Source organism: Bordetella bronchiseptica, from assembly GCF_900636925.1.
GTDB lineage: Bacteria > Pseudomonadota > Gammaproteobacteria > Burkholderiales > Burkholderiaceae_B > Bordetella > Bordetella pertussis.
Map to the genome: position 1 here is coordinate 538,625 of NZ_LR134326.1, position 24,881 is coordinate 563,505.

Below are 24,881 nucleotides of genomic sequence, written 5' to 3' on the forward strand. Positions count from 1 at the left end.
GATTGTGATCCGGGAATTCAAAACCTTTATCGCCGTGGCGCGCGGCGGCACTTTCACGGGAGCCGGGCGCCGGCTCGGCCTGACGCAGTCGGCCGTCAGCGCACAGATCAAGCGCCTGGAAGAACACCTGGGCGTGGCGCTGTTCGAGCGGACCGGCAAGTCGGCCGCCTTGAACCATCATGGCCGCAGCCTGCTGCCGCAGGCCGAGGCGCTGGTCGCCATGGCCGACCGCGTGGTGGGCATGGCCGGCGCCGGCCGGGTCAGCGGCCTGTTGCGCGTGGGCGCGATTGCGTCGGTGCAGCAGGATCTGCTGGTGCGGGCCCTGGCGGCCCTGCGCGCCGAGCACCCGGATGTGCGCGTGCGCATCGTGCCAGGCGTGTCGCTCACGCTGCTGGGCCATGTCGATGCCGGCGAAGTCGACCTGGCGGTGCTGATCCGCCCGCCGTTCGCGCTGCCGCCGGAGCTGGAATGGCAGCCCCTGCTGCGCGAGCCCATGGTGCTGGCCGTGCCCGAGGCGGCGCCGGAGGCACCCTGGCGCGAGCTGTTGGCCGGCCAGCCCTTCATCCGCTACGACCGCGCCTCGTTCGGCGGCCGGCTGGTGGACATGTTCCTGAAGCGGCACCGGCTGGATGTGCGCGAAGCCATCGAGCTCGACGAAATCGACGCCATCGCCAATCTGGTGCGCCACGGCCTGGGCGTGGCCCTGCTGCCGCATACGCGGCACCTGGATGCGCGCGGCCTGCGCCTGCTCGAATTGGACGACCAGGTCCGCTTCGCCCGCGAGATCGGCCTCATCGTGCGCCAGCCGCTGGGGCAGTCGCCGCTGGCGCAACGGCTGGCGCAATGCCTGCGGGCGGCGGTGAGTTTCGGGGAAGCGTGAGGGGGGATTGGTGCCAGTCCCCCTTCGGGGACAGGCACCCAGGGGTTACCCTTCGGGGACAGGCACCCAGGGGTTACAGCTTTTCGCACCTCACGGTGACCGGGTGGCTGCGCAGGTCGGCCAGGACGGTGTCGCTGACTTCGCCGTCGACGTCGGTGACGGCGTAGCCGATCTGGCCCTTGGTCTGCAGGCTCTGGCTGACGATGTTCAGTCCATGCTGGGCCATCAGGTTGTCCAGCGCGCCCAGCGCGCCGGGGGCGTTGCGGTGCACGTGGATGATGCGCGAGCCGCCCACGGGCGCCTGGTACGACAGCTCGGGGAAATTGACGGCGCTCTTGGTGGTGCCTGCTTGCAGGAAGCGCACCAGTTTCTCGGCCACTTCGCGGCCGATGTTTTCCTGGGATTCCTGGGTGCTGCCGCCGATGTGCGGCGTGAGCAGGACGTTGGGCATGCCGATCAGCGGGCTGGCCAGCGGTTCGTCGGCGCTCTTGGGCTCGGTCGGAAACACGTCCAGCGCCGCGCCGGCCAGGTGGCCGCTGGCCAGGGCGTCGTGCAGCGCCTGGATGTCCACCACCGTGCCGCGCGAGGCGTTGATGAGAATCGCGCCGCGCTTCATGCGCGCCAGGGTGTCGGCGTTGACGATGTTCTGGGTGGACTTGCCGCCGGGCACGTGCAGGGTGACGACATCGGCCTGCTCCAGCAGCTCGGCCAGCGAGCCGGCGGCGCGCGCGTTGCCCAGCGGCAGCTTGGCCTCCACGTCGAAGAACACCACGCGCATGCCGATGGCCTCGGCCAGGGTGCTGATCTGCGAGCCGATGTTGCCGTAGCCGACGATCCCCAGCGTCTTGCCGCGGGCCTCGTAGGCGCCGGCGGCGCTCTTGTCCCAATGCCCCAGGTGGACGCGGGCGTTCTTCTCGGGGATCCGGCGCAGCAGCAGGATGGCTTCGCCCAGCACCAGTTCGGCCACCGAGCGGGTATTGGAGAACGGTGCGTTGAAGACCGGTACCCCGCGCATCATGGCGGCGTCCAGGTCGACCTGGTTGGTGCCGATGCAAAAGCACCCCACCACGCGCAGGTCGGGGTTGGCCGCCAGCAGGTCGGCGTCCAGATGGGTCCGCGAGCGGATACCCACCACCTCGGCCCCGCGCAGGGCCTCGCGCAGCTCACCCGAAGGCAGCGCCGCCGCGTGGGCGACGATGTCGGTATAGCCGGCCGCGCTGAAGACGGCGCGGGCGCTGGGGTGGATATTCTCGAACAGAACAATCTGGGCCATGTTGGGTTGCCTGTACAACAAGGGTTGAAACCCCCCCATTGTGGACCAGATCGGGCGGCGCCCGGGCAGTGCCCATAGCGCCGTTGTGGCGAAATGCGCGTCAGCGGTACGCCTGGAACACCCGGGCCGAGCCGTCGGGCTGCACCAGCAGCACATCGTAGGCGTCGCGCCGCCCGCCGTAGGCCGGGCCGTCCATGCCGGGCGAGCCGATGGGCATGCCGGGCGCGGTCAGTCCCACGGCGCGCGGCTTGTCGCGCAGCAGGCGACGGATGTCGGCCGCCGGCACATGGCCTTCGACGGTATAGCCCTGCACGCGCGCGGTGTGGCACGAGCCGTACCGGGCCGGCATGCCGGCCTGGCTGCGCACCGGCGCGGTGTCCTCGACCATGTGGGCGCGGACTTCGAAGCCGTTGCTGCGCAAGTGCTGCAGCCAGTCTTCGCAGCAGCCGCAGGTGGGCGTACGCCAGACGTCGATGGGGATCGGCGTGTTGGCCAGGGCCGCGGCCGGCGCCAGGAGCAAGGCCCCCAGCAGGGCGCGGCGAAGCGTGGATACGTGCGACATGAAAGCCTGTATAGCGGAGGTTCAAGGGGGACAGCGCGCCGGCCAAGCGTAGCACGCGTGCGGGGGCGCGAAAGTCCGGCCGACGATAGCAGGGCGGGACTGACCTCAGTCTGTCGCCCGGATTACGCGTTTGTCATCTTGCGCGGGCCGCGCTCCGAGGGAAAAGCCGATCTCGGTGCCTGCCGGGCCGCTGGCCGCCGTCACGCCGCCGTTGTGCATGCGCGCGATGGCGCGCACGATGGCCAGGCCCAGGCCGTGGCCTTCGCCGCGCGGCGGCCGGGCGCCGCCGCTGCGGAAGAAGCGATCGAAGATGCGCGGCAGGTCCGCGGCCGGGATGGGCGGGCCCGGGTTGTGCACCGTCAGGCGCGCCGCGCCGTCGGGCAGGGCGGCGCAGCGCACGGTAATGGTGGCGCCGCGCGGCGTGGCGCGTATCGCGTTGGCCAGCAGGTTGGCCAGGGCGCGGCGCACCAGCCCAGGGTTGGCGGCGCACGTGGCGCTGCCTTGCACCGCCACGTGCAGCGCCTGCGCCTCCAGCGTGGCTTCGAAATACTCCGCCACGCGCAGGGCTTCCTGTTCGAGCCGCGCGGGCGCCAGGTCGGCGGCCTGCTCGCCGCGGTCGGCGCGCGCCAGGAACAGCATGTCGTTGACCAGCGTCTTGAGGTCTTCGAGCTCCTCGAGGTTGGAGGCCAGCGCTTCGCGCAGCTCTTCGGCCGAGCGCGGCGACGACAGCGTGACCTGGGCGCCGTTGATCAGGGTGGCCAGGGGCGTGCGCAGCTCGTGCGCGACGTCGGCGTTGAAGCCCTCCATCTGCTGGTACGCCTCCTGCAGGCGGTCCAGGGTGCGGTTGAACGAGGCCACCAGGTCGCTCAGTTCCCGGTCGATGCCCACCACCGGCAGGCGCACGTCCAGGTGCTCGGGCTGGATGCTGGCCGCCTGGCCGGAGAGCCGCCGCACCGGCGCCAGCGTGCGGCGCACGGCCCAGGCGGCCAGCACCACGGTGGCGCCGATCCACAGCGCGCAGATCAGCAGCAACGCGGTGCCATAGGCATAGAGAAAGCGTGCGTTGGCCAGCGTATTGACCGCCACGGTCAGCGTGGCGCCGGCCTCGGGCGGGCCCGGCAGCGTCAGCCGCACGCCGCGCATGCGGGTGTCATCGGCGTTGCGCAGCAGCACTTCGCCGCCGTCCGTGACGCTGAGCACCTCGGGCGTGGCGTTGCCATAGCGCAGCGTGCCGTCCGGGCTGGTGATCCAGATGCCCAGGTGGCCATGGCCGGCCTGGATGCCGTCGAGCATGTCGCTGAGCGCCTGCGGCGTATGGGACTGCATGCCCACCAGGTGCTCGATGAGTTCGGCCTTGCCGCGCGCCTCGGTGATTTCCTGGCGCTGCACTTCCTGTTTCAGCGTCCAGAACAGCAGCGCTCCGGCCAGGCTGGACGCCAGCAGGGCGATGACGCCCAGCCACAGCGTCAGCCGCCGTTGCATCGACGGCGTGCGCAGCCTCATGACGGGCGCGATTCCAGCACGTAGCCCATGCCGCGCACGGTATGCAGCAGCTTGGCGTCGTAGGGGTCGTCCAGCTTGCCGCGCAACCGGCGGATGGCGACGTCGATGACGTTGGTGTCGCTGTCGAAGTTCATGTCCCAGACCTGCTCGGCCAGCGTGGTGCGCGACAGGATCTGGCCCTGGCGGCGCAGCAGCAGCGCCAGCAGCGAGAACTCCTTGGCCGTCAGGTCCAGGCGGCGTCCGCCGCGCTGCGCCTTGCGGCTGGCCAGGTCCAGCTCCAGGTCGGCCAGGCGCAGCAGGGTGGATTCCTGGCTGCGCCCGCGCCGCTGCAGCGCATGCACGCGCGCCAGAAGCTCGGAGAACGCGAACGGCTTGACCAGGTAGTCGTCGGCGCCGCCTTCCAGCCCGCGCACGCGGTCCTCGACCCGGTCGCGCGCCGTCAGCATCAGCACCGGCGTGTTGCGCGCGGCCGCGCGCAGCGCCGCCAGGACGGCGAAGCCGTCGATGTCGGGCAGCATCACGTCGAGGATGACCAGTTCGTAGTCGCCCTCGAGCGCCAGGTGGCGGCCGTTGACGCCGTCGCGCGCGACGTCGACGATATGGCTTTGCTCGGACAGGCCCTTGTGCAGATAGTCGGCCAGCTTGGGCTCGTCTTCGATAACGAGGATGCGCATGGGGGCGGATGCAGAATGTCGGGATCCTGCATTATGCGCTGGATCGCCCGCCGCCTCAGCGGTCCGGATCTTCGCCGGTCACGCGCTCGGCGGGAAAGCGCAGCGTGAAGGTGCTGCCCTTGCCGGGCTCGCTGTCGATCAGCAGGTCGGCGTCGTGGCGCATGGCGATGTGCTTGGTGATGGCCAGGCCCAGGCCGGTGCCGCCGGCCGCGCGCGAGCGGCCCCGGTCGACCCGGTAGAAGCGTTCGGTCAGGCGCGGCAGGTGGCGCGCCGGAATGCCGATGCCGGTGTCCTGCACGCTGTAGAGCGCCTCGCCGTCGGCGCCGCGCCGCCAGCGCACGGTGATGCGCCCGCCGTCGGGGGTGTAGCGCACCGCGTTGGTCAGCAGGTTGGACAGGGCCGAAGCCAGCTCGGTGCCGCTGCCCAGCACATCCAGCCCCTCCTCGATCTGCCACTCGAACACATGCCGGCCGTTCGACAGCGCCTCGACCTGCTGGCGGGCGGTGCGCAGCAGCGCGCCGACATCGACGGCCAGCGGGTCGGCCTCGGGCGAGGATTCGAGCGTGGACAGGGTCAGCAGGTCTTCGACGATGGCCTGCATACGCCGCGCCTGCTCGTGCATCATGGCCATGTACTGGTCGCGCTGTTCGGCGGGCAGCGCCTCGGCCGGCAGCTCGCGCAGCGTCTCCAGGAAGCCGGCCAGCACTGTCAGCGGCGTGCGCAGCTCGTGCGAGACGTTGGCGACGAAATCGCGCCGGGTGGTTTCCAGGCGCTCGATCTGGGTGACATCGCGGGAAATCAGCAGGCGCTGGTTGCTGGCGTAGCCGGCCAGATGGATCATCATGACCCGCTCCTGGCCGTTCAGGCTCAGGCGCACCAGGATGGGTTCGGGCCAGTGCCCGCGATGCGCATAGGCGACGAACTCGGGGGCGCGCAGCAGGTTCAGCAGGTTGTGGCCGCGGTCGGCCGGCAGGCGCAGGCCCAGGTGGCGCCGCGCCATGCGGTTGGCCCAGTCGATCTGGAAATCTTCGTTGAGCGTGACCACGCCGTCGGGCAGCGCCTGGGCGGCGGCCAGCATGCTTTGCATGGTTTCGCGCGTTTCGGCCAGTTCGCGCGCGCGCGCCCGCGTGTAGCGATACAGCGGCGCCAGGATGTCGTCCCAGGGGCCGACGGCCGCCGGCGGCGCCGATTCGGGGTCATGGGCCCAGCGCGACACCAGGTGCAGGCGCCAGCTGCGCCACAGCAGCATGGCCGCCATGGCCGCGCCGAACAGCAGCCAGCCGGCCGGGTTGCCGATCAGCCATTGGGCAAGCAGGGCCATGACCGCCCAGAAGGCGATCATGAAAAGGGTGCGCAGCCAGATCATCGTGCGGTTTTTTAGCGCGCCGGCACCTGTGCTGTAAACCGGTAGCCGCTGCCGCGCACCGTCTCGACGTGCGCGTCGTGGCCGCTGGGTTCCAGCGCCTTGCGCAGGCGGCGGATATGTACGTCCACCGTACGCTCTTCCACGAAGACGTGGTCGCCCCACACCTGGTCGAGCAGCTGCGAGCGGGAAAACACCCGCTCCGGGTGGGTCATGAAGAAGTGCAGCAGGCGGAACTCGGTGGGCCCGATGGACAGCGACTGGCTGTGGCCCGACAGGCGGTGGGTGACCGGGTCCAGCTTCAGCCCGGCGACGTCGATGATGTCGTCGGTCAGCTGCGGGGCGCGGCGGCGCAGCACGGCCTTGATGCGCGCCATCAGCTCCTTGGGCGAGAAGGGCTTGGTGATGTAGTCGTCGGCGCCCGCCTCCAGGCCGTCGACCTTGTCCTGTTCGGCGCCCTTGGCCGTCAGCATGATGACCGGGACGGCGCGGGTGCGCTCTTCGTCGCGCAGCTTGCGGGCCAGCGACAGGCCGGAGGCCCCCGGCAGCATCCAGTCGAGCAGGATGAGGTCGGGCAGCTCGGCGCGGATCAGGGTCTGGGCCTGTTCGGCATCGAACGCGCGCAGGACCTTGTGGCCCGCGAACGAAAGGTTCACGGCGATCAGTTCCTGGATGGCGGGTTCGTCTTCAACGACAAGAATGGTGCTGGACATGGTAGGCAATGGATACGCAGCATGCGCCGGCGCGGCGCGAACATTGCGATAGTATGGCCGCAATATTTCACGTATGTGACCGTAGCCATATCCGGGCCAGGCCGTCCACGGCGGCGGCGGGCCGCCGCCGATCGGCTACCATTGGACCATATACCGGGACTTCACCATGCAAACTCCTCATTCCCAGCCCGAATCGGCGCCGCAGGGCGAGCAATCCACGCATTTCGGCTTCCAGTCCGTGCCCGAAGCCGACAAGGCCCGCAAGGTCGCCGAGGTCTTCCATTCGGTCGCCTCGCGCTACGACGTCATGAACGATCTCATGTCGGCCGGCCTGCACCGCGTCTGGAAGGCTTTCACGATCGGGCGCGCCGCGGTCCGGCCGGGCATGAAGGTGCTGGACATTGCCGGCGGCACGGGCGACCTGGCGCGCGCCTTCGCCAAGCGCGCCGGCCCCAGCGGCGAAGTGTGGCTGACCGATATCAACGAATCCATGCTGCGCGTCGGCCGCGATCGCCTGACCGACAGCGGCCTGCTGGTGCCCACCGCGGTCTGCGACGCCGAGCGCCTGCCGTTCCCGTCGCAGTATTTCGACCGCGTCAGCGTGGCCTTCGGCCTGCGCAACATGACCCACAAGGACCGCGCCCTGGCCGAAATGACCCGCGTGCTCAAGCCGGGCGGCAAGCTGCTGGTGCTGGAATTCTCCCGCGTGGCCAAGCCGCTGGCGCCGGCCTACGACTGGTATTCCTTCAATGTGCTGCCCTGGATGGGCAAGAAGGTCGCCAACGACGAGGCCAGCTACCGTTACCTGGCCGAATCGATCCGCATGCACCCCGACCAGGAAACCCTGGCCGGCATGCTGCGCGACGCCGGCCTGGACCGCGTCCAGTACTTCAATCTGACCGCCGGCGTGGCGGCCCTGCACGAAGGCGTGCGGCTGGGCTGAAACGCACGTCCTGCGCGGCGCCACGGGGAACTTGTGGCGTGCCGGCTTGTCCGTTATGCTTAGATTGTTCAGTTTTCTGTAAGGTTTGCCGCGCTGGCCCCAACCGGGGCCTTTCCAGCCGCTCCCGCGGGGGAGCGGCGGCGCGTACGCGAGGAGCACAAAAGCATGTCCCGATCCCGTTTTTCCCGATTTTGCGCCATGGCGCTGGTCGCCGTCGCCGGCACGGCGATGGTGGGCGCGTCGTTTGACGCGGAGGCCCGCCGCATGGGCGGTGGCTCCAGCTTTGGCCGCCAATCCACCAATATCACCCAGCAGCGCCAGGCCGTGACGCCGCCGGCCGCCGGGGCGGGCACCACCGCCGGCGCCACCAGCGCCGCGCGTCCGGCTACCGCCGCCGCAGGCACGGCCGCCGCCGGCACCGCCGCCAAGAGCGGCATGTCGCGCTGGCTCGGCCCCATCGCCGGCATCGCCGCCGGCCTGGGCCTGGCCGCGCTGCTGTCGCACCTGGGCCTGTCCGGCGCGTTTGCCGAGTTCATGGCCAGCATGCTGCTGATCGCCCTGGTGGTGTTCGCCGTCATCTTCATCGTGCGCCGGCTGCGCGGCGGCGCGCCGCGCCAGGCCATGCAGGGCGCGTACGGCGCGGCGGGCGGCAACCGTCCCGGCCAGCCGTCGCAGCAGCCCATGTGGCGCGAAAGCCTGAACCCGGCGCCTGCCCAGCAGCCCGCCGCGGCGCCCGCCGCAGCGGCAGCCGCGCTGCCCAAGGCCGGCGACGACGGCAACTGGTTCATCCCGGGTGATTTCGACACGCCGCGTTTCCTGCAGCAAGCCAAGGACCAGTTCGTGCGCATCCAGGGCATCTGGGACAGCGGCGAGGTCGAAAGCCTGCGCGACTTCCTGACCGACGACCTGATCAGCGAACTCAAGCCGCAACTGGAAGCGCGCGGCGCCGCCGCCAACAAGACCGAAGTGGTGCTGCTCAACGCCGAGCTGCTCGGCATCGAGACGGTTTCCGATGGCCACCTCGCCAGTGTGCGCTTCTCCGGCATGCTGCGCGAAGCCCCGGGCACCGAGGCGTTCCGCTTCGAGGAAGTCTGGAATCTGTTCAAGCCGGCCGACGGCGGCTGGCTGCTGGCAGGCATCCAGCAGATTCCGGTCGAACACGCCAGCTGACCGCCACGGCGGGATGGCCAGGGCCCGTTCCCGCGTGAACCGGCCCCGCGGTCCCGGCCCGACGGCCGGGCTGCACCGTGAACCGGCCCGCCAGGGCCGGTTCGCTTATGGGCCGGTCTTGCGCGGCATCAATGGCCAGCCGGCACACGGTGCTTTTGAACCCGTTACACTGCGCTTTTGTCTTTGTTGCTGCGGACACCCCGCGGGTGGTCCGCGCCTGTCGATTCCATGCTGCCTTTTGCTGCCCTGCCCACCTTGCCGAGGATCGCCGCGCGCGCGCTGAACGCGCTGCTCGAGCGCGAATCCTGGGCGCGCGACCGGCTGGCGCGCCACGCCGGCAAGACCGTGCGGTTCGCGCTGGGCGGGCTCGCGCTGTCGCTGACCATCGATAGCGAGGGGCGGGTGCAGGAGGCCGATTCGGCGGTGGTGCCGAACGTCACGCTGTCGGCGGCCGAATCCTTCAGCCTGGCGCGCCTGCTGCCCGGCGACGGCCGCGCCGATTTCGCCGACCTGACGCATATCTCGGGCGACGCGGCGCTGGCGCAGGTGGTGGCCGACCTGGCGCGCGACCTGCGCTGGGACGCCGAGGACGAGCTGGCCCGTGTGGTCGGCGACATTCCGGCGGCGCGCCTGCTGGGCGGCGTGCGTGCGCTGGCCGGCGGCGCCCGCGAGGCCGGCGGCCGGCTGGCCCGCAACGTTTCCGAATACCTGGCCGAGGAAAGCGCGGTGCTGGTGGGCCGGCCGCAATGGGAGCAATGGCGCCTGGACCTGGCCCGGTTCGGCGCCGACAGCGACGCGCTGGCGCGCTCGGCGGCGGCGCTGGAAGCGCGCCTGGCCCGCCTGGACGCAAGGCGGGGCGCATGAATGCCATGCTGACGTTCCTGCGGCTGCTGCGCATCCTGCTGGTTTCCCTGCGGTATGGACTCGACGAGCTGGTGCTGTCGAGCCTGAACCACCCGCTGGCCACGTGCCTGCTGCGGGTCATGCGGCTGGGTACCCGGCCGCGCGCGCCGCGCGGCGTGCGGCTGCGCATGGCGCTGGAGTCGCTCGGGCCGATCTTCGTCAAGTTCGGACAGGTGCTGTCGACGCGTCGCGACCTGATTCCGGCCGATATCGCCAACGAGCTGGCGCTGCTGCAGGATCGCGTGCCGCCATTTCCGTCGGCGCAGGCGGCTGCCAGCATCGAGGCGGCGCTGGGCGCGCCGCCGGCGCAACTGTTCGCCCAGTTCGACGTCGATCCGGTGGCTTCGGCCTCGATCGCCCAGGTGCACTTCGCCGTGCTGCACGACGGCCGCGAGGTGGCGGTCAAGGTGCTGCGTCCGGGCATGCTCAACGTCATCGAAAAGGACCTGGCGCTGCTGCGCGTGGTGGCCGGCGTGATCGAGCGCCTGGGCGCCGACGGCCGGCGGCTGAAGCCGCGCGAGGTAGTGGCCGAGTTCGACAAATACCTGCACGACGAACTCGACCTGGTGCGCGAGGCGTCCAATTGCAGCCAGTTGCGGCGCAATTTCGGTCCGGAGTCGGGCCGCGGCGAGATGCTGATCGTTCCCGAGGTGGTATGGGAGTACACCGCCAGCACGGTGTTCACCATGCAGCGCATGTACGGTATCCCGGTCGGCCAGGTCGACCGCCTGCGCGCCGCCGGTATCGATATCCCGACGCTGGCGCGCAGCGGGGTGGAAATCTTCTTCACCCAGGTCTTCACCGACGGCTTTTTCCACGCCGACATGCACCCGGGCAATATCTACGTGTCCGATGCGCCGCAGACGCTGGGCCGCTATATCGCGCTGGACTTCGGCATCGTCGGCTCGTTGTCCGAGTTCGACAAGAATTACCTGGCGCAGAATTTCCTGGCCTTTTTCCACCGCGACTATCGCCGCGTGGCCCAGCTGCATATCGAGTCGGGCTGGGTGCCGCCCGAAACCCGCGAGGAAGAGCTCGAAGGCGCGGTGCGCGCGGTGTGCGAACCCTATTTCGACCGTCCGCTGGCCGAGATCTCGCTGGGCCAGGTGCTGCTGCGGCTGTTCCAGACCTCGCGCCGCTTCAATGTCGAGATCCAGCCGCAGCTGGTGCTGCTGCAGAAAACCCTGCTCAACGTCGAAGGCCTGGGGCGCCAGCTCGATCCCAACCTGGATCTCTGGAAAACCGCCAAGCCCTATCTCGAGCACTGGATGCGGCAGCGCATCGGCCTGACGGGGCTGCGCCAGAGCCTGGCCAAGGAGGCCGGCCAATGGTCGCAGATGTTGCCATCGTTGCCGCGCCTGGTGCACGAGCATTTCAGCCGTCCCAACCTGACGCCGCACCTGCTGGCCGAGATGAACCGCCTGCGCCGCGCCCAGGAGCAGGGCAATCGGCTGACGGCCGCCCTGACCGCGGTGCTGGCCGTGGCGGTGGCCGTGGCCCTGTGGGCCTTGAACCGGTAGCGAATCATGATTTGAGTCCTCCTGTCATGGTTTCGTCACCGAACTGTCATTACAGCTTCGCGGTAACCGGCGATAACTACTAGAACTCGCCCGGTCCGTGTTCGACGCGGCCGACCCGAACCGATTTTCACCATCCTATGAGCCCCAAGCGGGAATTCTGAACAAGGGCCGACTATGCTTTACCCTGAACTCTTCAAAACCATGGAAGCGGTGCGCTGGAATATGGCGTCCGATATCCCATGGGACGACTTCGACGGCAGCAAGCTGTCGGACGAGCAAGCCCACACCATCAAGATGAACGCGATCACCGAGTGGGCGGCCCTGCCGGCCACCGAGATGTTCCTGCGCGACAACCGCGGCGACAGCGATTTCTGCGCGTTCATGTCGGTCTGGTTTTTCGAAGAGCAGAAGCATTCGCTGGTCCTGATCGAATACCTGCGCCGCTTCCGGCCGGAACTGATGCCGACCGAAGAGGAGCTGCACAAGGTCCGTTTCGAGTTCGACCCGGCCCCGGAGCTGGAGACGCTGATGCTGCATTTCTGCGGCGAGATCCGGCTGAACCACTGGTACCGCTGCGCCGCCGACTGGCACACCGAGCCGGTGATCAAGGCGATCTACCGCACGGTCGCCAAGGACGAGGCGCGCCATGCCGGCGCCTACCTGCAGTACATGCGCCGCGCGCTGCACGATCGCGGCGACCAGACCAGCCTGCAAGCCCGCCAGTCGTTCGCCAAGATCGGCGTGCTGATGGCTTCGGCCAGCCGCACCGCGCAGGCCATGCATCCGACCAACCTGCACGTCAACAAGGCCCTGTTCCCCAACGACACGGTGCAGTCGCGCCTGCCCGAGCCGGGTTGGCTGGAGCACTGGCTCGACACCCAGATCCGTTTCGACGGCACCTGGGAGGGCAAGGTCGCCACCCGCATCCTGCACATCCTGTCCAAGCTGCTCGATCGCCAGTTCGACAGCGTCAAGGACCTGAACCGCTACCGCAAGGAGCAGACCGGCCGCGTGCTGGCGCCCCAGGAAGGCTTGGTGCTGGCCGGGGCCTAGGGGCGGCGTCCTGCCAGGATGGCGCATGGCGGGGTGCCTGTCCCGGCGGGGACAGGCACCTGAGCGCGAGCCAGTCCCCATCCGGGGCAGGCTCCCGTGGAAGTTTGCGCGAGCCAGTCCCCATCCGGGGACAGGCTCCCGTAAAATCGGCTTATGTCTTCTGCCCGTTTCGAATCCAAGATCCTGTCGCGCGCCGAGCTGGTTGCCGCGGTGGCCGCTGGCCGTCTGCCGCGTCCGCTGGTGTTCACCAATGGCGTGTTCGATATCCTGCACCGTGGCCACGTCACTTATCTGGACCAGGCCGCCCAGCTGGGCGCGACCCTGGTGGTGGCGGTCAATACGGATGAGTCCGTGCGGCGCCTGGGCAAGGGCAGCGACAGGCCGCTCAATCAGGTGCAAGACCGCGCCGCGCTGCTGGCGGCCCTGGGCTGCGTCGACGCAGTGACTTCTTTTCACGAGGACACGCCGCAGGAACTCATCGGCGAGCTGCGTCCCGACCTGATCGTCAAGGGCGGCGACTACGATATGGACACCCTGCCGGAGACGGCCCTGGTCAAGAGCTGGGGCGGCCGCGCGGTGGCGATTCCGTTCGATTTCGAGCGCTCCACCACCGCGCTGCTGGGCAAGATCCGCCAGGGCTGAGCGCCTGCGGGCGCGCCGGTTCAGTTGCGCGGCAGCCGCAGCAGGCGATTGACCGCGTCCAGGTCGGCCTCGGAGAGGATGCCGCTTACCGCTTTCAGGCGCAGGCTGTCGAGCAGGGCGCCGTAGCGCGCCTGAGCCAGGTCGCGCTGGGTGGCGTACAGCTGCTGCTGTGCGTTGAGCACGTCCAGGTTGATGCGCACCCCCAGCTCGTAGCCGGTCTGGTTGGCCTGGACGGCGGCCCGGCTGGATTTCTCGCCCGCCTCCAGCGCGCGTACGCGCGCCAATCCGGTCAGGACACCGTTGTAGTACAGGCGCGCCGATTGCACGGCCTGGCGCCGCGCGTCCTCGAAGTCGTGGCGGGCCTTTTGTTCCAGTTGGACTTTTTCTGTTACCTGGGAGGAGATGCCGCCGCCGGCATACAGCGGGATGGACAATGTCACGCCGACGGTGTTCTCGATCGGGCGGCCCGGCCCGGTGCCCTGCAATACGCCGTCGGTCGCGCTGCCGCTGCTGGCGCGCAGGTTGAGGGTAGGCATGTGGCCGCTGCGGGCGATCTGGATCTCGTGGCTGGCGATGCGGGTTTGCAACTGCGCGCGCAGCACGTCCAGCCCCGAGGCCTCGGCCTGGGTGGACCAGTCATTCAGGCGCGCTGGCTGCGGCGCCGGCAGCGGTATGCCGGGCGGCAGTTCGGCCAGCGCGCCGGGCGCCTCGCCCATGATGCGCGACAACGCGTCGCGCTGGGTCTGCAGGTCGTTCTGTTGCCGCAGCTCCTCGGCCACGACCAGGTCGTAGCGCGCCTGGGCTTCGTAGGTGTCGGTGATGGTCGCGTTGCCCAGTTCGAACGTGCGCTTGGCGGCGGCCAGCTGTTCGGCGACGGCGGCTTTCTCGGCCTCGGTGGCCGCCAGCGCGTCCTGGGCGGTGAGGATGCCGAAATAGGCATTGGCCACGCGCAACATCAGGTCCTGGAAGGCCTGCTGCAACTGCACTTCGACGTCGGCCACGACCAGCTTGGATTGCTCGAAGCGCTGCCAGCGCGACCAATCGAACAGCGGCTGGGTCAGGACCAGATCCCAGGTGCCGCGTCCGCCGCTGTGCGAGACGCCCAGGCCGTGGGTGGTGCGGCTTTCGTTATACAGGCCGCCGGCTTCGCCCGACAGGGCCGGCAGCAGCCCGGCGCGGGCCTGCGGCAGTTTTTCCTGGCCCGCCCGGTAGGCGGCGCGCGCCGCGGCGAATTGCGGATCGTTGGACAGGCCGGCCCGCCAGGCCTGCATCAGGTCCTGCGCGCTGGCGTTCGCGGCGCAGGCCAAGGTAAGCAACGCCGCAACCCGCCCGATACGCATGGTTCAGAATTTGAACTGGGATACGGTGGTGCCGCGTAGCGGCTTGATGACGGTCTCGAACAGCGAGACGGTCTCGAAGCTGGCGGCCGTGGTGCGCGTGATGCGGTAGGCGGTCATGATGGGCGCCTGTCCGACGATGACGACCAGCCGGCCGCCCACGCGCAACTGGTACTTCAGGGCGTCGGGCACCACCGGCACCGAACCGGTGACCAGGATCGCGTCGTATTCGGTCGAGCCCCAGCCATTGCGGCCGTCGCCCGTTTCGACCTTGACGTCGGCCACATTGTTCACCTGCAGGTTCTGCTGGGCGAAGGTGGCCAGGCGGCTGTCGATTTCGACCGTGGTCACCTGTTGCGCCAGGTGTGCCAGCAGGGCGGCCTGGTAGCCCGAGCCGGTGCCGATCTCCAGCACACAGTCGGTCGGCTGCAGCAGCAGTTCCTGGGCCAGGCGCGCCTCGATCTTGGGGGCCAGCATGTTCTGGCGCGTGTTGACCGCGTTGATTTCAAGCGGGATTTCGAGGTCGGAGAAGGCCAGGGCGCGTAGCGCCGGCGGCACGAACAATTCCCGGCGCACGGCGAACAGGGCGTCCAGCACCTTGGGGTCCAGCACGTCCCAGGGGCGGATTTGCTGTTCCACCATGTTGAATCGGGCTTGTTCTACGTCGGGCAGGGTCGAAGCATTCATGACGGAAAATCGGAAACCAATATAGAGGAGTCAACAGGCCATTGTACCGATTCGGGCGGCACTACCACCAAGCATGGAAATGATGCACCGGCCCGTGGCCGCTGCCGACCTGCAGGCGGTCGGCCTGCCGGATGGCTTCGGTCAGGTAGGCCTTGGCCCGGCGGGCAGCCTCGGGTACGTCCGGGCTCTGCGGCAGCAGGGCCGCCAGGGCGGCCGACAGGGTGCAGCCCGTGCCGTGCGTATTGGGCGTTTCGATGCGATGGCCCGGCAGTTCGATCATGCGGTCGCCGTCGTGCAGCAGGTCTATGGTTTCGTTGCCGGGCAGGTGGCCGCCCTTGACCATGACCCAGCGCTGGCCCGCGTGGGTCATGCGGTTGCGCAGCCGTTCGGCGACGCGGCGCATTTCCTTCAGGGTCTCGACCGGCCGTTCGTCCAGCAGCACGCCGGCCTCGGGCAGGTTGGGCGTGAGCAGCGTGGCCAGCGGCAGCAGCGTCTCGCGCAGCGCGCCCACGGCGCGGCGCTCCAGCAGCAGGTCGCCGCTCTTGGCCACCATGACCGGGTCGAGCACGATGTGCGCCGGCTGCCAGCGCGCCAGCTTTTCGGCCACCACCAGGGTGACGGCTTCCTGGCCCAGCATGCCCAGCTTGACGGCGTCGATGGGCACATCGGCGAACAGCGTGTCGATCTGCAGGCCGACGAACTCGGCCGGCACCGGCGAGATGCCGGTCACGCCCTGGGTGTTCTGCGCGGTCATGGCTGCGATGACCGCGCAGCCGTAGGCGCCCAGGGCGCTCATGGCCTTGACGTCGGCCAGCACGCCGGCGCCGCCGGATGGATCGACGCCGGCGATGCTCAGCGCGTTGGGGATCCGGCGCTCGCCACGGGGCGTCGCCGAAGAGGCAGGGTGGTTCATTTGACTGCGGCGATCAGGCCTTCGGTGGGCGAGCTGGGGGCCGCGCTGTACAGCTTGCGCGGCACGCGGCCGGCCAGGTAGGCCTCGCGGCCGCCCTCGACCGCCTTGCGCATCGCGCTGGCCATCAGGATCGGATCGCGCGCGCCGGCGATGGCGGTGTTCATGAGCACGCCGTCGCAGCCCAGCTCCATGGCGATGGCGGCGTCCGAGGCGGTGCCCACGCCGGCGTCGACCAGCACCGGCACGCTGCTCTGGTCGATGATCAGGCGCAGGTTCCAGGGGTTCAGGATGCCCATGCCCGAGCCGATCAGCGAGGCCAGCGGCATCACCGCGACCGCGCCCAGGTCTTCCAGCATGCGGCACTGGATCGGGTCGTCGGTGCAATACACCATGACCTTGAAGCCTTCGTCGACCAGCGTCCTGGTGGCTTTCAGGGTTTCCGGCATGTTGGGAAACAGGTTCTGCGGGTCGCCCAGCACCTCCAGCTTGACCAGGTCATGGCCGTCGAGCAGTTCGCGCGCCAGGCGCAGCGTGCGCACCGCATCGTCGGCGCTGTAGCAGCCGGCGGTGTTGGGCAGCAGCGTGAACTGCGACGGCGGCACGAAGTCGAGCAGGCTCGGCTCATCCGGATTCTGGCCGATATTGGTGCGGCGGATGGCGACGGTGACGATCTGGGTGCCGCTGGCGTCCAGCGCGGCGCGCGTCTGCGCGAAATCCTGGTATTTGCCGGTGCCGACCAGCAGGCGCGATTGGTAGCTGCGGCCGGCGATGGTGAGGGTATCTTCAGTGGTCATGGCGATGCTTCGGTAGGCGCGACGCGCAGGCGCGCGTGCGCAAGAGTGTTTGCGGCGGTAGGGCCAATGATAAAGCACGCCGGGGCTGGCCGGCGGCGCGGGCTCAGCCGCGCGCCTCGTCCAGGCGCGCGCACAGCTGCTCGGCGGCGTCGATCAGGCGGCCGGTGGGGCGGTACAGGCTGTCGGCGTCGATGCCATAGACATGGCCGCGCAGGGCGGCCGGCACGCCGGCGGCCTGCCAGGCCCGCAGGGTGGCGGCCGCGTCGGCGGTCCCGTCTACGCCGGCCACGATGGCGTCCGGACGCGCGGCCAGCACGCCTTCCAGGGTGACCTGGGGCGCCAGGATGGGGGCCTGGCCGTAGACGTTCACCCCGCCGCACAGGCGCAGCACGTCGCCGACGATGCTGTGGTCGTTGAGCGTGAACAGCGGATCGGTGCCCGCCTGCACGAATACCCGCACCGGCGCCTTGCCGGCATAGCGCGCGGCCAGGGCCGCCAGGCGCGCGCGCAGGGCGGCCGCGCCGGCGTCGGCCTGCGCTTCGGTGCCGAACAGGCGTCCCAGTTGCTCGATGGCGGCCGGGATATCGGCCAGGGTGCGCGGGTCGCTGTAGTACAGCGCCGCGCCCAGCCGGGCCGCGATCGGGGCCAGCGGCGCGCCGGCGGCGGGTTGCCAGCCGATCAGCAGGTCGGGGCGCAGGACGGCGATGCGTTCGGGGTCGGGCTGCATGGCGTCGCCTACGCTGGGCAACTGGCGCGCCGCGGGCGGGTAGTCGGTGCCGCGCACCGCGCCGACCAGCCGGTCGCCGGCGCCGGCCGCGTAGACCAGTTCCGCGGCGTGCGGCGCCAGCGCGATGGCGCGGCGCGCCGGCTGGGCCAGCTCGACAGTGCGCCGCTGGTCGTCGACCACCCGCACGGGCGCCGCGCCGGCCGCGCCCGGCGCGGCCAGCGCGGCCACGGTCAGGGCGATCAGGCGCGGGGCGAGGCGGGCGGCGGACATGGCGGGCCTGCCTACATGCGCCACGACAGGTTGACGAAGGCGTTCGAGCCGGCCGTGTTGTAGCCGTCGGCCAAGGTGTAGCGCTGGCCGAGCACGTTGTTCCAGCGCACCTGCACCTGCATGTTGCGGCTCAGGTCGTAGGCCGCGGTCAGGTTGACCAGGCCGTAGCCGCCCAGGCGCTTTTCCTCGGGGAAGCCGTAGTCGTAGCGCTCGTCCGAGGCGTACCATTCGGCGCCCACCAGCAGGCGGTCGAAGCGATGGTCGATGCCGGCGCGCAGCACCGTGCGGGCGCGGCGCAGCAATTGCTTGCCGGTGTCTTCGTTGCGCGGGTTGCTCAGGTCCAGGCTGGCGCGCAGGCGCGTGTTGCCGAAGCGGTGCGCGCCGCTGATGGTGAAGCCTTGCAGGCGGGCGCGCCCGACGTTCTCGACCGTGCTGAAGTCCTCGGTCACCTGGATCAGGTTCTTGATGCGGGTCTGGTAATACACCACGCCCAGCTCGCTGTCCTCGTCCTGGTACTTCAGGCCGATCTCGGCGTTGCGCGACTCTTCCGGCTTGAGGTCGGGGTTGCCGCGATAGCCGAACGCGCTGGTCGGCGTGTACAGGTCGTTGAACGACGGCGCTCGAAAGCCCGTGTTGGCGGCCACGGTGGCGCGCAGGTTGGGCGTCAGGTCGAACCCGTAGGCCAGGCCGCCGGTGGTGTGGCTGCCGAACTGCGAGTTGTCGTCGTTGCGCAGGCTGGCCTGCACATGGTGGCGGCCGAAATCGCCCAGGTAGACGCCGGTGTACGAATTCACGTGGCGGCGCGTCTCGGTGTAGTTGCCGATGCCGGTGGGGGTGCTCATCTGGCCGTCGGCGCGCTGGTCCAGGTGCTCGTAGGCCAGCGTCAGCGTCTGGCCGGCGGCCAGGGTGAAGTCGTTCTGCCACAGGTACTGCATCTGGCGGGTCCGGAAGCGCGTGTTGTTGTCTTCGAACATGCCTTCGGCGCGCGAATCGTTCTTGTCTTCCACATAGCCGGCGCGCAGCGTGCTCTTCCAGTAGCGGGTCAGGCGGTTCTCGCTGGCCAGCGAATAGGCCTGCAGGTCCTGGATGTAGCGGTCGTTGTAGTCGTACGAGGCCGAGGCGTCGTAGCCGCCGTTGATGCGGCTGCGGTAGACCTGCGCCACCACTTTCTGCTCGGGCCGCCATTCGTAGCCCAGCGTGCCGGTGGCGTAGTTCTGGTAGTAGCTGTCCTTGTCCGGGTTGTACGAGAACGAGCGGCGGTTGGTGGCGTTGAAGCCATGGCTCTGGCCATAGCCGGTGGACAGGCTGTAGCTGAAGCCGTCGGCCGCGCCCGATACGCCGGCGTCGTAGCGGCTGGTGCCGTAGGTGCCGTAACCGGCGTTGGCATAGGCCGACAGCGCCTTGTCGCCCGGCTCGCGGGTAATGATGTTGATCACGCCGCCGATCGCGTCGGCCCCGTACAGGCTGCTGGCCGCGCCACGCACGATCTCGATGCGTTCGATGGCTTGCGGCGGCAGCGCGTTGAGCGCAATGCCGCCGCCGTTGGCGTTGTTGATGCGCTGGCCGTTGAGCAGGACCAGGGTCTGGTTGCTGTTGGCGCCGCGCATGAACAGGCTGGTGACGCTTTGCGGGCCGCCGCTGTCGGCGAATTCGATGCCGTGCTGCTGCGCCAGCACTTCGGCCAGGCTGGACTGGCCGGCGCGCGCCAGCGTATCGCGCTCGATCACGCTGGCGTCGGCCAGCACATTCCTGAGCAGCTGGGGCGAGCGCGCGGCGGTGACGACGACCGGATCGAGTTCGGGGATGGGTTGGCCGGCGGCGGCGCCGGCCTGGGCGTGGCCGGCCAACGGAGCGGCACAGGCCAGGACACCGGCGCAGCGCCGGAGTGAGCGGGATTTCATAACGGATGGTTCTCAGTGTGACGCGCGACCCCGCACGTCGTTCACGAAAATGAGCATGGCCGCGGGCGGCGCATCCTCGCTGTCGAACCGGCCGGTATCGGGCTGCCACGGCGCGTCGCGCGCCATGGGGACCGTTGCGGGGGCAGCACAGGCTGGGCAGGGCCTTCCTGTTTCCCGTTTACCTTCCGCGCAAGCGTACTTGCCGAAAGCACCGGTTCGGGGCCAGAACTGTATCACCGCGGGGCAGGGAAATGCCCATTTTGTTACCATGTCAGCTTGATTTTTGGGTCGTTTCTTGCCTTTTTGCCACACCGCGCGCCCATCTCAGGACAAACCGTGCCTTATCCCCGCATCCCCTTCCCGCTGTCCGCCTACACGCATGGCGGCGAGTTCGTCCGCCAACTGGACAAGCGCATCCTGATCCTGGATGGTGCCATGGGCACGATGATCCAGCGCTACAAGCTGGGCGAGGCCGATTTCCGCGGCGAGCGCTTCGCCGAGCACCACAAGGATCTCAAGGGCGACAACGAGCTGCTGTCGCTGGTGCGCCCGGACGTGATCTCGGAAATCCACCGGCAGTACCTCGAGGCCGGCGCCGACGTGATCGAGACCAACACCTTCGGCGCCACGTCGATCGCCCAGGGCGATTACGACCTGCCGGAGCTGGCCTACGAGATGAACCTGGAGTCGGCCCGCCTGGCGCGCGCCGCCTGCGACGCCTACAGCACCCCCGAGCATCCGCGCTTCGTGGCCGGGGCGCTGGGGCCGCAGCCCAAGACCGCGTCCATCTCGCCCGACGTCAACGACCCGGGGGCGCGCAACGTCACCTTCGACGAGCTGCGCGCGGCCTATGTCGAGCAGCTCAATGGCCTGCTCGACGGCGGCATCGATATCGTCCTGATCGAAACCATCTTCGATACGCTCAACGCCAAGGCGGCCATCTTCGCCGTCGAGGAAACGTTCGAGGCGCGCGGCGTGCGCCTGCCGGTGATGATTTCGGGCACCGTGACCGATGCGTCGGGCCGCATCCTGTCCGGCCAGACCGTCGAGGCGTTCTGGAACTCGGTGCGCCATGCGCGGCCGGTCACCATCGGCCTGAACTGCGCGCTGGGTGCGGCGCTGATGCGTCCGTATGTGGCCGAGCTGTCCAAGATCTGCGACACCTATGTGTGCGTCTATCCCAACGCCGGCCTGCCCAATCCCATGGCCGAGACGGGCTTTGACGAAACGCCGGCCGATACCTCGGCCCTGCTGGAAGAGTTCGCCCAGGCCGGGCTGGTCAACATGGCCGGCGGCTGCTGCGGCACCACGCCCGAACACATCCGCGCCATCGCCGGCAAGGTGGCCTCGCTGACGCCGCGCGCGGTGCCCGAGGTGCCGGTCAAGACCCGCCTGTCGGGCCTGGAGGCGCTCAACATCGACGACGAGACCCTGTTCGTCAACGTGGGCGAGCGCACTAACGTGACGGGCAGCAAGATGTTCGCCCGCCTGGTCCGCGAGGAGAAATACGACGAGGCGCTGGCCGTGGCGCGCCAGCAGGTCGAGAACGGGGCCCAGATCATCGACGTCAACATGGACGAGGCGATGCTGGACTCGGTGGCCTGTATGCACCGCTTCCTCAACCTGATCGCGTCCGAGCCCGACATCGCGCGGGTGCCGGTGATGATCGACAGTTCCAAGTGGGAAGTGATCGAGACCGGCCTGAAGTGCGTGCAGGGCAAGGCCGTGGTCAACTCGATCTCCATGAAGGAAGGCGAGGAGCCATTCCGCCATCATGCGCGCCTGTGCCGCCGCTATGGCGCGGCCATGGTGGTCATGGCCTTCGACGAACAGGGGCAGGCCGACTCGCTGGAGCGCCGCAAGGAAATCTGCGGCCGCGCCTACCGCATCCTGGTCGAGGAAGAGGGCTTCCCGCCCGAGGACATCATCTTCGATCCCAACGTGTTCGCGGTGGCCACCGGCATCGACGAACACAATCACTACGCCGTCGATTTCATCGAAGGCGCGCGCTGGATCCGCGCGAACCTGCCGCATGCCCGCATTTCGGGCGGCATCTCGAACGTCAGCTTCTCGTTCCGCGGCAACGAGCCGATGCGCGAGGCGATCCATACCGTCTTCCTGTACTACGCCATCGAGGCCGGCCTGACGATGGGCATCGTCAACGCGGGCCAGCTGGGCGTATATGCCGACCTGGCGCCGCACCTGCGCGACCTGGTCGAGGACGTCATCCTGGACCGCCCCGAGCCGGTGGGCCGCAGCGATTCGGCCGACGAGCGCTCGCCCACCGAACGGCTGGTGCAGTTTGCCGAGACCGTCAAGGGCTCGGGCGCGAAGAAGGAAGAAGACCTGACCTGGCGCACCGGCTCGGTCGAGCAGCGCCTGGCGCATGCCCTGGTGCACGGCATCACCACCTTCATCGTCGAGGACACCGAGGAAGTGCGCCAGCAGGTCGCCGCGCGCGGCGGGCGCACCATCGAAGTGATCGAAGGTCCGCTGATGGACGGCATGAACGTGGTCGGCGACCTGTTCGGCGCGGGCAAGATGTTCCTGCCGCAAGTGGTGAAGTCGGCGCGCGTGATGAAGCAGGCGGTGGCGCACCTGATTCCCTTCATCGAGGAGGAAAAGCGCCAGATCGCGGCCGCGGGCGGCGATGTGCGCGCCAAGGGCAAGATCGTGATCGCCACCGTCAAGGGTGACGTGCACGACATCGGCAAGAACATCGTGTCGGTGGTCTTGCAGTGCAATAACTTCGAAGTCGTGAACATGGGCGTGATGGTGCCGTGCGCCCAGATCCTGCAGAAGGCCAAGGACGAGAACGCCGACATGATCGGCCTGTCCGGCCTGATCACGCCCAGCCTCGAAGAGATGGCCTACGTGGCTTCAGAAATGCAGCGCGACCCCTATTTCCGCGAGCGCGCCATGCCGCTGATGATAGGCGGGGCGACCACCAGCCGGGTCCATACGGCGGTCAAGATCGCGCCCAACTACGACGGTCCGGTGATCTACGTGCCCGATGCCAGCCGTTCGGTCGGCGTGGCGACCAGCCTCATGTCCGACCAGGCCCCGGCCTATTTGGCGGAGCTGGCGCAGGAGTACGAGGATGTGCGCCGCCGCCATGCCAACCGCAAGGCGGTGCCGCTGGTGTCGCTGGCCGAGGCGCGCGCGGCGCGCCCGCAGATCGACTGGTCCGGCTACCAGCCGCCGCGCCCCAAGTTCCTGGGCCGGCGCGCCTTCAAGAGCTACGACCTGGCCGAGATCGCGCGCTATATCGACTGGGGGCCGTTCTTCCAGACGTGGAGCCTGTTCGGCCCGTTCCCCGCCATCCTGGACGACAAGGTGGTGGGCGAGCAGGCGCGCAAGGTCTACGAGGAAGGCCAGGCCATGCTCAAGCGCATCATCGACGGGCGCTGGCTGACCGCCAGCGGCGTGGTCGGCTTCTATCCGGCCAACCGCGTCAATGACGAAGACATCGAGGTCTACGCGGACGAGACGCGCAGCGAGGTGCTGTTCACCTACCGCAACCTGCGCCAGCAGGGCGTCAAGCGCGAAGGCGTCAGCAACAAGTGCCTGGCCGACTACATCGCGCCGCGCGACAGCGGCCTGCTCGACTACATCGGCATGTTCGCCGTGACCGCGGGCCTGGGCATCGAGAAGAAAGAGGCCGAGTTCCAGGCGGCGCTGGACGACTACTCCAGCATCATGCTGAAGTCGCTGGCCGACCGGCTGGCCGAGGCGTTCGCCGAATGCATGCACGCGCGCGTGCGCCGCGACCTGTGGGGCTACGCGGCGGACGAGGCGCTGTCCAACGATGAGCTGATCGCCGAGAAGTACAGCGGCATCCGGCCGGCGCCCGGCTATCCGGCCTGCCCGGAGCACGTGGTCAAGACGGACCTGTTCCGCGTGCTGGACGCCGCCGACGTCGGCATGGAGCTGACCGACAGCTACGCCATGTTCCCGGCCTCCAGCGTCTCGGGGTTCTATTTCAGCCACCCCGAGTCGCAGTATTTCAACGTGGGCAACATCGGCGCCGACCAGCTGGCCGACTACGTGGCGCGCAGCGGCCGCGCCGAAGAGGACGTGCGCCGCACCCTGGCGCCGAACCTGGGCTAGCGGGGCCGGCGCGGCCTGTGCCCGGGAATCCGGGTGCCTGTCCCCGCCGGGACAGGCACCCCCCCGTCACGCAGTGTGCCTGTCCCCCCGGGGACAGGCACACGCACGGGCAGACGCCATGAGTCCCAGGCCTAGGCCGGACGCACCGCCACCAGCGTCAACGTGTCGCTGGTGAACGAGCCGTCGGGCTGGATGGCGAAGTGCCGGCGCACCGGCGCGGGCGCGATGTCCGTCATGGCGCGCAGCGCCGTCACCAGCTCGGGCGGCGTGCGCATGCGCTCGACCCACGAGGTGAATTCCAGCGGCAGCCGGCGCGCGGTCATGCCCTGCGTGACCAACCCGGCCTCGGCCGCCATGCGCAGCCATTCGGCGGCCGAATAATCGCGCACGTGCGACGTGTCGCGCAGGACTTCGATGGTCTGCAGCCAGGTGTCCAGCAGGGCTTCGCCCGGGCTGACGACATCGGCGAATACCGCGATGCCGCCGGGCTTGAGCACGCGGCAGGCCTCGCGCAGGGCCTGGCCCGGATCTTCCCAGTGATGGGTGGAATAGCGGCTCATTACCAGGTCGAACTCGCCATCGCCGAACGGCAGCGCCTCGGCCTTGCCGCGACAGGTGCGCAGGTTGGCCAGGCCGCGGCGCGCGGCTTCGCCGGCCACCACGTCCAGCATGGACTGCGACAGGTCATAGGCCACGACTTCGGCCACATGGGGCGCCACATGGAAGCTGACGTGCCCGCCGCCGGTGCCCAGGTCCAGCAGCCGCGCGCCGGGGTGTTCGCGGGCGATGGCGGCCATCTGCAGCAGGTCTTCGCCCTGGGCATGGACGGCGCTGGTCAGGTAGGCGCTGGCGCGGGGGCTGAATTGGCGTTCGACGGCGGCGTCGTGGGTGGGTGTGGCTGACATGGAAATCCTTGGTAGGCAGGGGCCGCGGGTGCGGCACG

21 protein-coding genes and 1 riboswitch are annotated in these 24,881 nt (G+C 69.1%); of the genes, 8 read left to right on the top strand and 13 right to left on the bottom strand.

Annotated elements, in window-relative coordinates:
- Nucleotides 1–4 precede the first annotated feature (4 nt).
- The gene (locus tag EL288_RS02590; RefSeq protein ID WP_003815123.1) at nt 5–880 is read left to right on the top strand and encodes a LysR family transcriptional regulator; all 876 of its coding nucleotides are present in this window, start codon (nt 5–7) and stop codon (nt 878–880) included.
- Nucleotides 881–953: 73 nt separating this feature from the next.
- On the opposite strand, the gene serA is transcribed toward EL288_RS02590, so the two are convergent.
- From serA to phoB, 6 genes are all read right to left on the bottom strand, one after another.
- Nucleotides 954–2,153 carry a phosphoglycerate dehydrogenase gene (serA, locus tag EL288_RS02595; RefSeq protein ID WP_033446413.1) on the bottom strand — a complete coding sequence of 400 codons (1,200 nt, stop codon included), beginning with the start codon at nt 2,151–2,153 and terminating at the stop codon, nt 954–956.
- Nucleotides 2,154–2,253: 100 nt separating this feature from the next.
- A complete protein-coding gene (locus tag EL288_RS02600; RefSeq protein ID WP_003815120.1) occupies nt 2,254–2,715 on the bottom strand; it encodes a DUF411 domain-containing protein in 462 nt (153 codons plus the stop codon).
- A 105-nt stretch (nt 2,716–2,820) separates the two neighbouring features.
- A complete protein-coding gene (locus tag EL288_RS02605) occupies nt 2,821–4,218 on the bottom strand; it encodes a heavy metal sensor histidine kinase (RefSeq protein ID WP_003815118.1) in 1,398 nt (465 codons plus the stop codon).
- Nucleotides 4,215–4,892 (bottom strand): heavy metal response regulator transcription factor, encoded by a 678-nt coding sequence (locus EL288_RS02610; protein WP_003815117.1) that lies wholly within the window; start codon nt 4,890–4,892, stop codon nt 4,215–4,217. Before EL288_RS02610 ends, EL288_RS02605 begins: the two co-directional genes overlap by 4 nt.
- A 55-nt stretch (nt 4,893–4,947) precedes the next feature.
- The gene (gene phoR / locus EL288_RS02615) at nt 4,948–6,258 is read right to left on the bottom strand and encodes a phosphate regulon sensor histidine kinase PhoR (RefSeq protein WP_003815115.1); all 1,311 of its coding nucleotides are present in this window, start codon (nt 6,256–6,258) and stop codon (nt 4,948–4,950) included.
- Nucleotides 6,259–6,269: 11 nt separating this feature from the next.
- Nucleotides 6,270–6,968 carry a phosphate regulon transcriptional regulator PhoB gene (gene phoB, locus EL288_RS02620; RefSeq protein WP_003815113.1) on the bottom strand — a complete coding sequence of 233 codons (699 nt, stop codon included), beginning with the start codon at nt 6,966–6,968 and terminating at the stop codon, nt 6,270–6,272.
- Between the two features lie 166 nt (nt 6,969–7,134).
- Here phoB and ubiE point away from each other — a divergent pair, with 166 nt between their 5' ends.
- From ubiE to rfaE2, 6 genes are all read left to right on the top strand, one after another.
- Entirely contained in the window at nt 7,135–7,911 is a 777-nt protein-coding gene (ubiE, locus tag EL288_RS02625) for a bifunctional demethylmenaquinone methyltransferase/2-methoxy-6-polyprenyl-1,4-benzoquinol methylase UbiE (protein ID WP_003815111.1), read from the top strand.
- Between the two features lie 165 nt (nt 7,912–8,076).
- Entirely contained in the window at nt 8,077–9,081 is a 1,005-nt protein-coding gene (locus EL288_RS02630) for a Tim44 domain-containing protein (RefSeq protein WP_015040585.1), read from the top strand.
- A 228-nt stretch (nt 9,082–9,309) separates the two neighbouring features.
- Nucleotides 9,310–9,945, top strand: coding sequence for a ubiquinone biosynthesis accessory factor UbiJ (locus tag EL288_RS02635; protein WP_003815107.1), 636 nt, complete (start codon nt 9,310–9,312; stop codon nt 9,943–9,945).
- Complete coding sequence (ubiB, locus tag EL288_RS02640; protein WP_003815105.1) at nt 9,942–11,504, top strand: ubiquinone biosynthesis regulatory protein kinase UbiB; 1,563 nt, start codon at nt 9,942–9,944, stop codon at nt 11,502–11,504. Before EL288_RS02635 ends, ubiB begins: the two co-directional genes overlap by 4 nt.
- Before the next feature lie 174 nt (nt 11,505–11,678).
- Complete coding sequence (locus EL288_RS02645) at nt 11,679–12,557, top strand: ferritin family protein (RefSeq protein WP_003815103.1); 879 nt, start codon at nt 11,679–11,681, stop codon at nt 12,555–12,557.
- A 153-nt stretch (nt 12,558–12,710) separates the two neighbouring features.
- Nucleotides 12,711–13,199 (top strand): D-glycero-beta-D-manno-heptose 1-phosphate adenylyltransferase, encoded by a 489-nt coding sequence (gene rfaE2, locus EL288_RS02650; protein WP_003815102.1) that lies wholly within the window; start codon nt 12,711–12,713, stop codon nt 13,197–13,199.
- A gap of 20 nt (nt 13,200–13,219) precedes the next feature.
- Here rfaE2 and EL288_RS02655 read toward each other — a convergent pair whose 3' ends face one another.
- From EL288_RS02655 to EL288_RS02680, 6 genes are all read right to left on the bottom strand, one after another.
- Nucleotides 13,220–14,539 (bottom strand): TolC family outer membrane protein, encoded by a 1,320-nt coding sequence (locus EL288_RS02655; protein ID WP_003815100.1) that lies wholly within the window; start codon nt 14,537–14,539, stop codon nt 13,220–13,222.
- Between the two features lie 3 nt (nt 14,540–14,542).
- The gene (locus EL288_RS02660) at nt 14,543–15,223 is read right to left on the bottom strand and encodes a protein-L-isoaspartate O-methyltransferase family protein (RefSeq protein ID WP_003815097.1); all 681 of its coding nucleotides are present in this window, start codon (nt 15,221–15,223) and stop codon (nt 14,543–14,545) included.
- A 61-nt stretch (nt 15,224–15,284) separates the two neighbouring features.
- Nucleotides 15,285–16,136 carry a bifunctional hydroxymethylpyrimidine kinase/phosphomethylpyrimidine kinase gene (gene thiD / locus EL288_RS02665; protein WP_003815096.1) on the bottom strand — a complete coding sequence of 284 codons (852 nt, stop codon included), beginning with the start codon at nt 16,134–16,136 and terminating at the stop codon, nt 15,285–15,287.
- Nucleotides 16,133–16,930: a thiazole synthase gene (locus EL288_RS02670; RefSeq protein WP_033446412.1), complete on the bottom strand. Its 798-nt coding sequence runs from the start codon at nt 16,928–16,930 to the stop codon at nt 16,133–16,135. Before EL288_RS02670 ends, thiD begins: the two co-directional genes overlap by 4 nt.
- Nucleotides 16,931–17,033: 103 nt before the next feature.
- Nucleotides 17,034–17,927: a cobalamin-binding protein gene (locus tag EL288_RS02675; protein WP_003815092.1), complete on the bottom strand. Its 894-nt coding sequence runs from the start codon at nt 17,925–17,927 to the stop codon at nt 17,034–17,036.
- 11 nt (nt 17,928–17,938) lie between these two features.
- Entirely contained in the window at nt 17,939–19,828 is a 1,890-nt protein-coding gene (locus EL288_RS02680; protein ID WP_003815090.1) for a TonB-dependent receptor domain-containing protein, read from the bottom strand.
- Nucleotides 19,829–19,900: 72 nt separating this feature from the next.
- A riboswitch (cobalamin riboswitch) is annotated at nt 19,901–20,059 on the bottom strand.
- 105 nt (nt 20,060–20,164) lie between these two features.
- Between EL288_RS02680 and metH the strand changes: the two genes are divergently transcribed.
- Entirely contained in the window at nt 20,165–23,938 is a 3,774-nt protein-coding gene (gene metH / locus EL288_RS02685; protein WP_010927128.1) for a methionine synthase, read from the top strand.
- A 131-nt stretch (nt 23,939–24,069) separates the two neighbouring features.
- On the opposite strand, the gene EL288_RS02690 is transcribed toward metH, so the two are convergent.
- Nucleotides 24,070–24,843, bottom strand: coding sequence for a class I SAM-dependent methyltransferase (locus EL288_RS02690; protein WP_003815086.1), 774 nt, complete (start codon nt 24,841–24,843; stop codon nt 24,070–24,072).
- Nucleotides 24,844–24,881: the final 38 nt, after the last annotated feature.

Bases quoted from the DNA above. Each gene is read 5' to 3' on its own strand.
- serA (WP_033446413.1), bottom strand. From the start codon at position 2,153: ATGGCCCAGATTGTTCTGTTCGAGAATATCCACCCCAGCGCCCGCGCC.
- EL288_RS02600 (WP_003815120.1), bottom strand. From the start codon at position 2,715: ATGTCGCACGTATCCACGCTTCGCCGCGCCCTGCTGGGGGCCTTGCTC.
- EL288_RS02605 (WP_003815118.1), bottom strand. From the start codon at position 4,218: ATGAGGCTGCGCACGCCGTCGATGCAACGGCGGCTGACGCTGTGGCTG.
- EL288_RS02610 (WP_003815117.1), bottom strand. From the start codon at position 4,892: ATGCGCATCCTCGTTATCGAAGACGAGCCCAAGCTGGCCGACTATCTG.
- phoR (WP_003815115.1), bottom strand. From the start codon at position 6,258: ATGATCTGGCTGCGCACCCTTTTCATGATCGCCTTCTGGGCGGTCATG.
- phoB (WP_003815113.1), bottom strand. From the start codon at position 6,968: ATGTCCAGCACCATTCTTGTCGTTGAAGACGAACCCGCCATCCAGGAA.
- ubiE (WP_003815111.1), top strand. From the start codon at position 7,135: ATGCAAACTCCTCATTCCCAGCCCGAATCGGCGCCGCAGGGCGAGCAA.
- EL288_RS02630 (WP_015040585.1), top strand. From the start codon at position 8,077: ATGTCCCGATCCCGTTTTTCCCGATTTTGCGCCATGGCGCTGGTCGCC.
- EL288_RS02635 (WP_003815107.1), top strand. From the start codon at position 9,310: ATGCTGCCTTTTGCTGCCCTGCCCACCTTGCCGAGGATCGCCGCGCGC.
- ubiB (WP_003815105.1), top strand. From the start codon at position 9,942: ATGAATGCCATGCTGACGTTCCTGCGGCTGCTGCGCATCCTGCTGGTT.
- EL288_RS02645 (WP_003815103.1), top strand. From the start codon at position 11,679: ATGCTTTACCCTGAACTCTTCAAAACCATGGAAGCGGTGCGCTGGAAT.
- rfaE2 (WP_003815102.1), top strand. From the start codon at position 12,711: ATGTCTTCTGCCCGTTTCGAATCCAAGATCCTGTCGCGCGCCGAGCTG.
- EL288_RS02655 (WP_003815100.1), bottom strand. From the start codon at position 14,539: ATGCGTATCGGGCGGGTTGCGGCGTTGCTTACCTTGGCCTGCGCCGCG.
- EL288_RS02660 (WP_003815097.1), bottom strand. From the start codon at position 15,223: ATGAATGCTTCGACCCTGCCCGACGTAGAACAAGCCCGATTCAACATG.
- thiD (WP_003815096.1), bottom strand. From the start codon at position 16,136: ATGAACCACCCTGCCTCTTCGGCGACGCCCCGTGGCGAGCGCCGGATC.
- EL288_RS02670 (WP_033446412.1), bottom strand. From the start codon at position 16,930: ATGACCACTGAAGATACCCTCACCATCGCCGGCCGCAGCTACCAATCG.
- EL288_RS02675 (WP_003815092.1), bottom strand. From the start codon at position 17,927: ATGTCCGCCGCCCGCCTCGCCCCGCGCCTGATCGCCCTGACCGTGGCC.
- EL288_RS02680 (WP_003815090.1), bottom strand. From the start codon at position 19,828: ATGAAATCCCGCTCACTCCGGCGCTGCGCCGGTGTCCTGGCCTGTGCC.
- EL288_RS02690 (WP_003815086.1), bottom strand. From the start codon at position 24,843: ATGTCAGCCACACCCACCCACGACGCCGCCGTCGAACGCCAATTCAGC.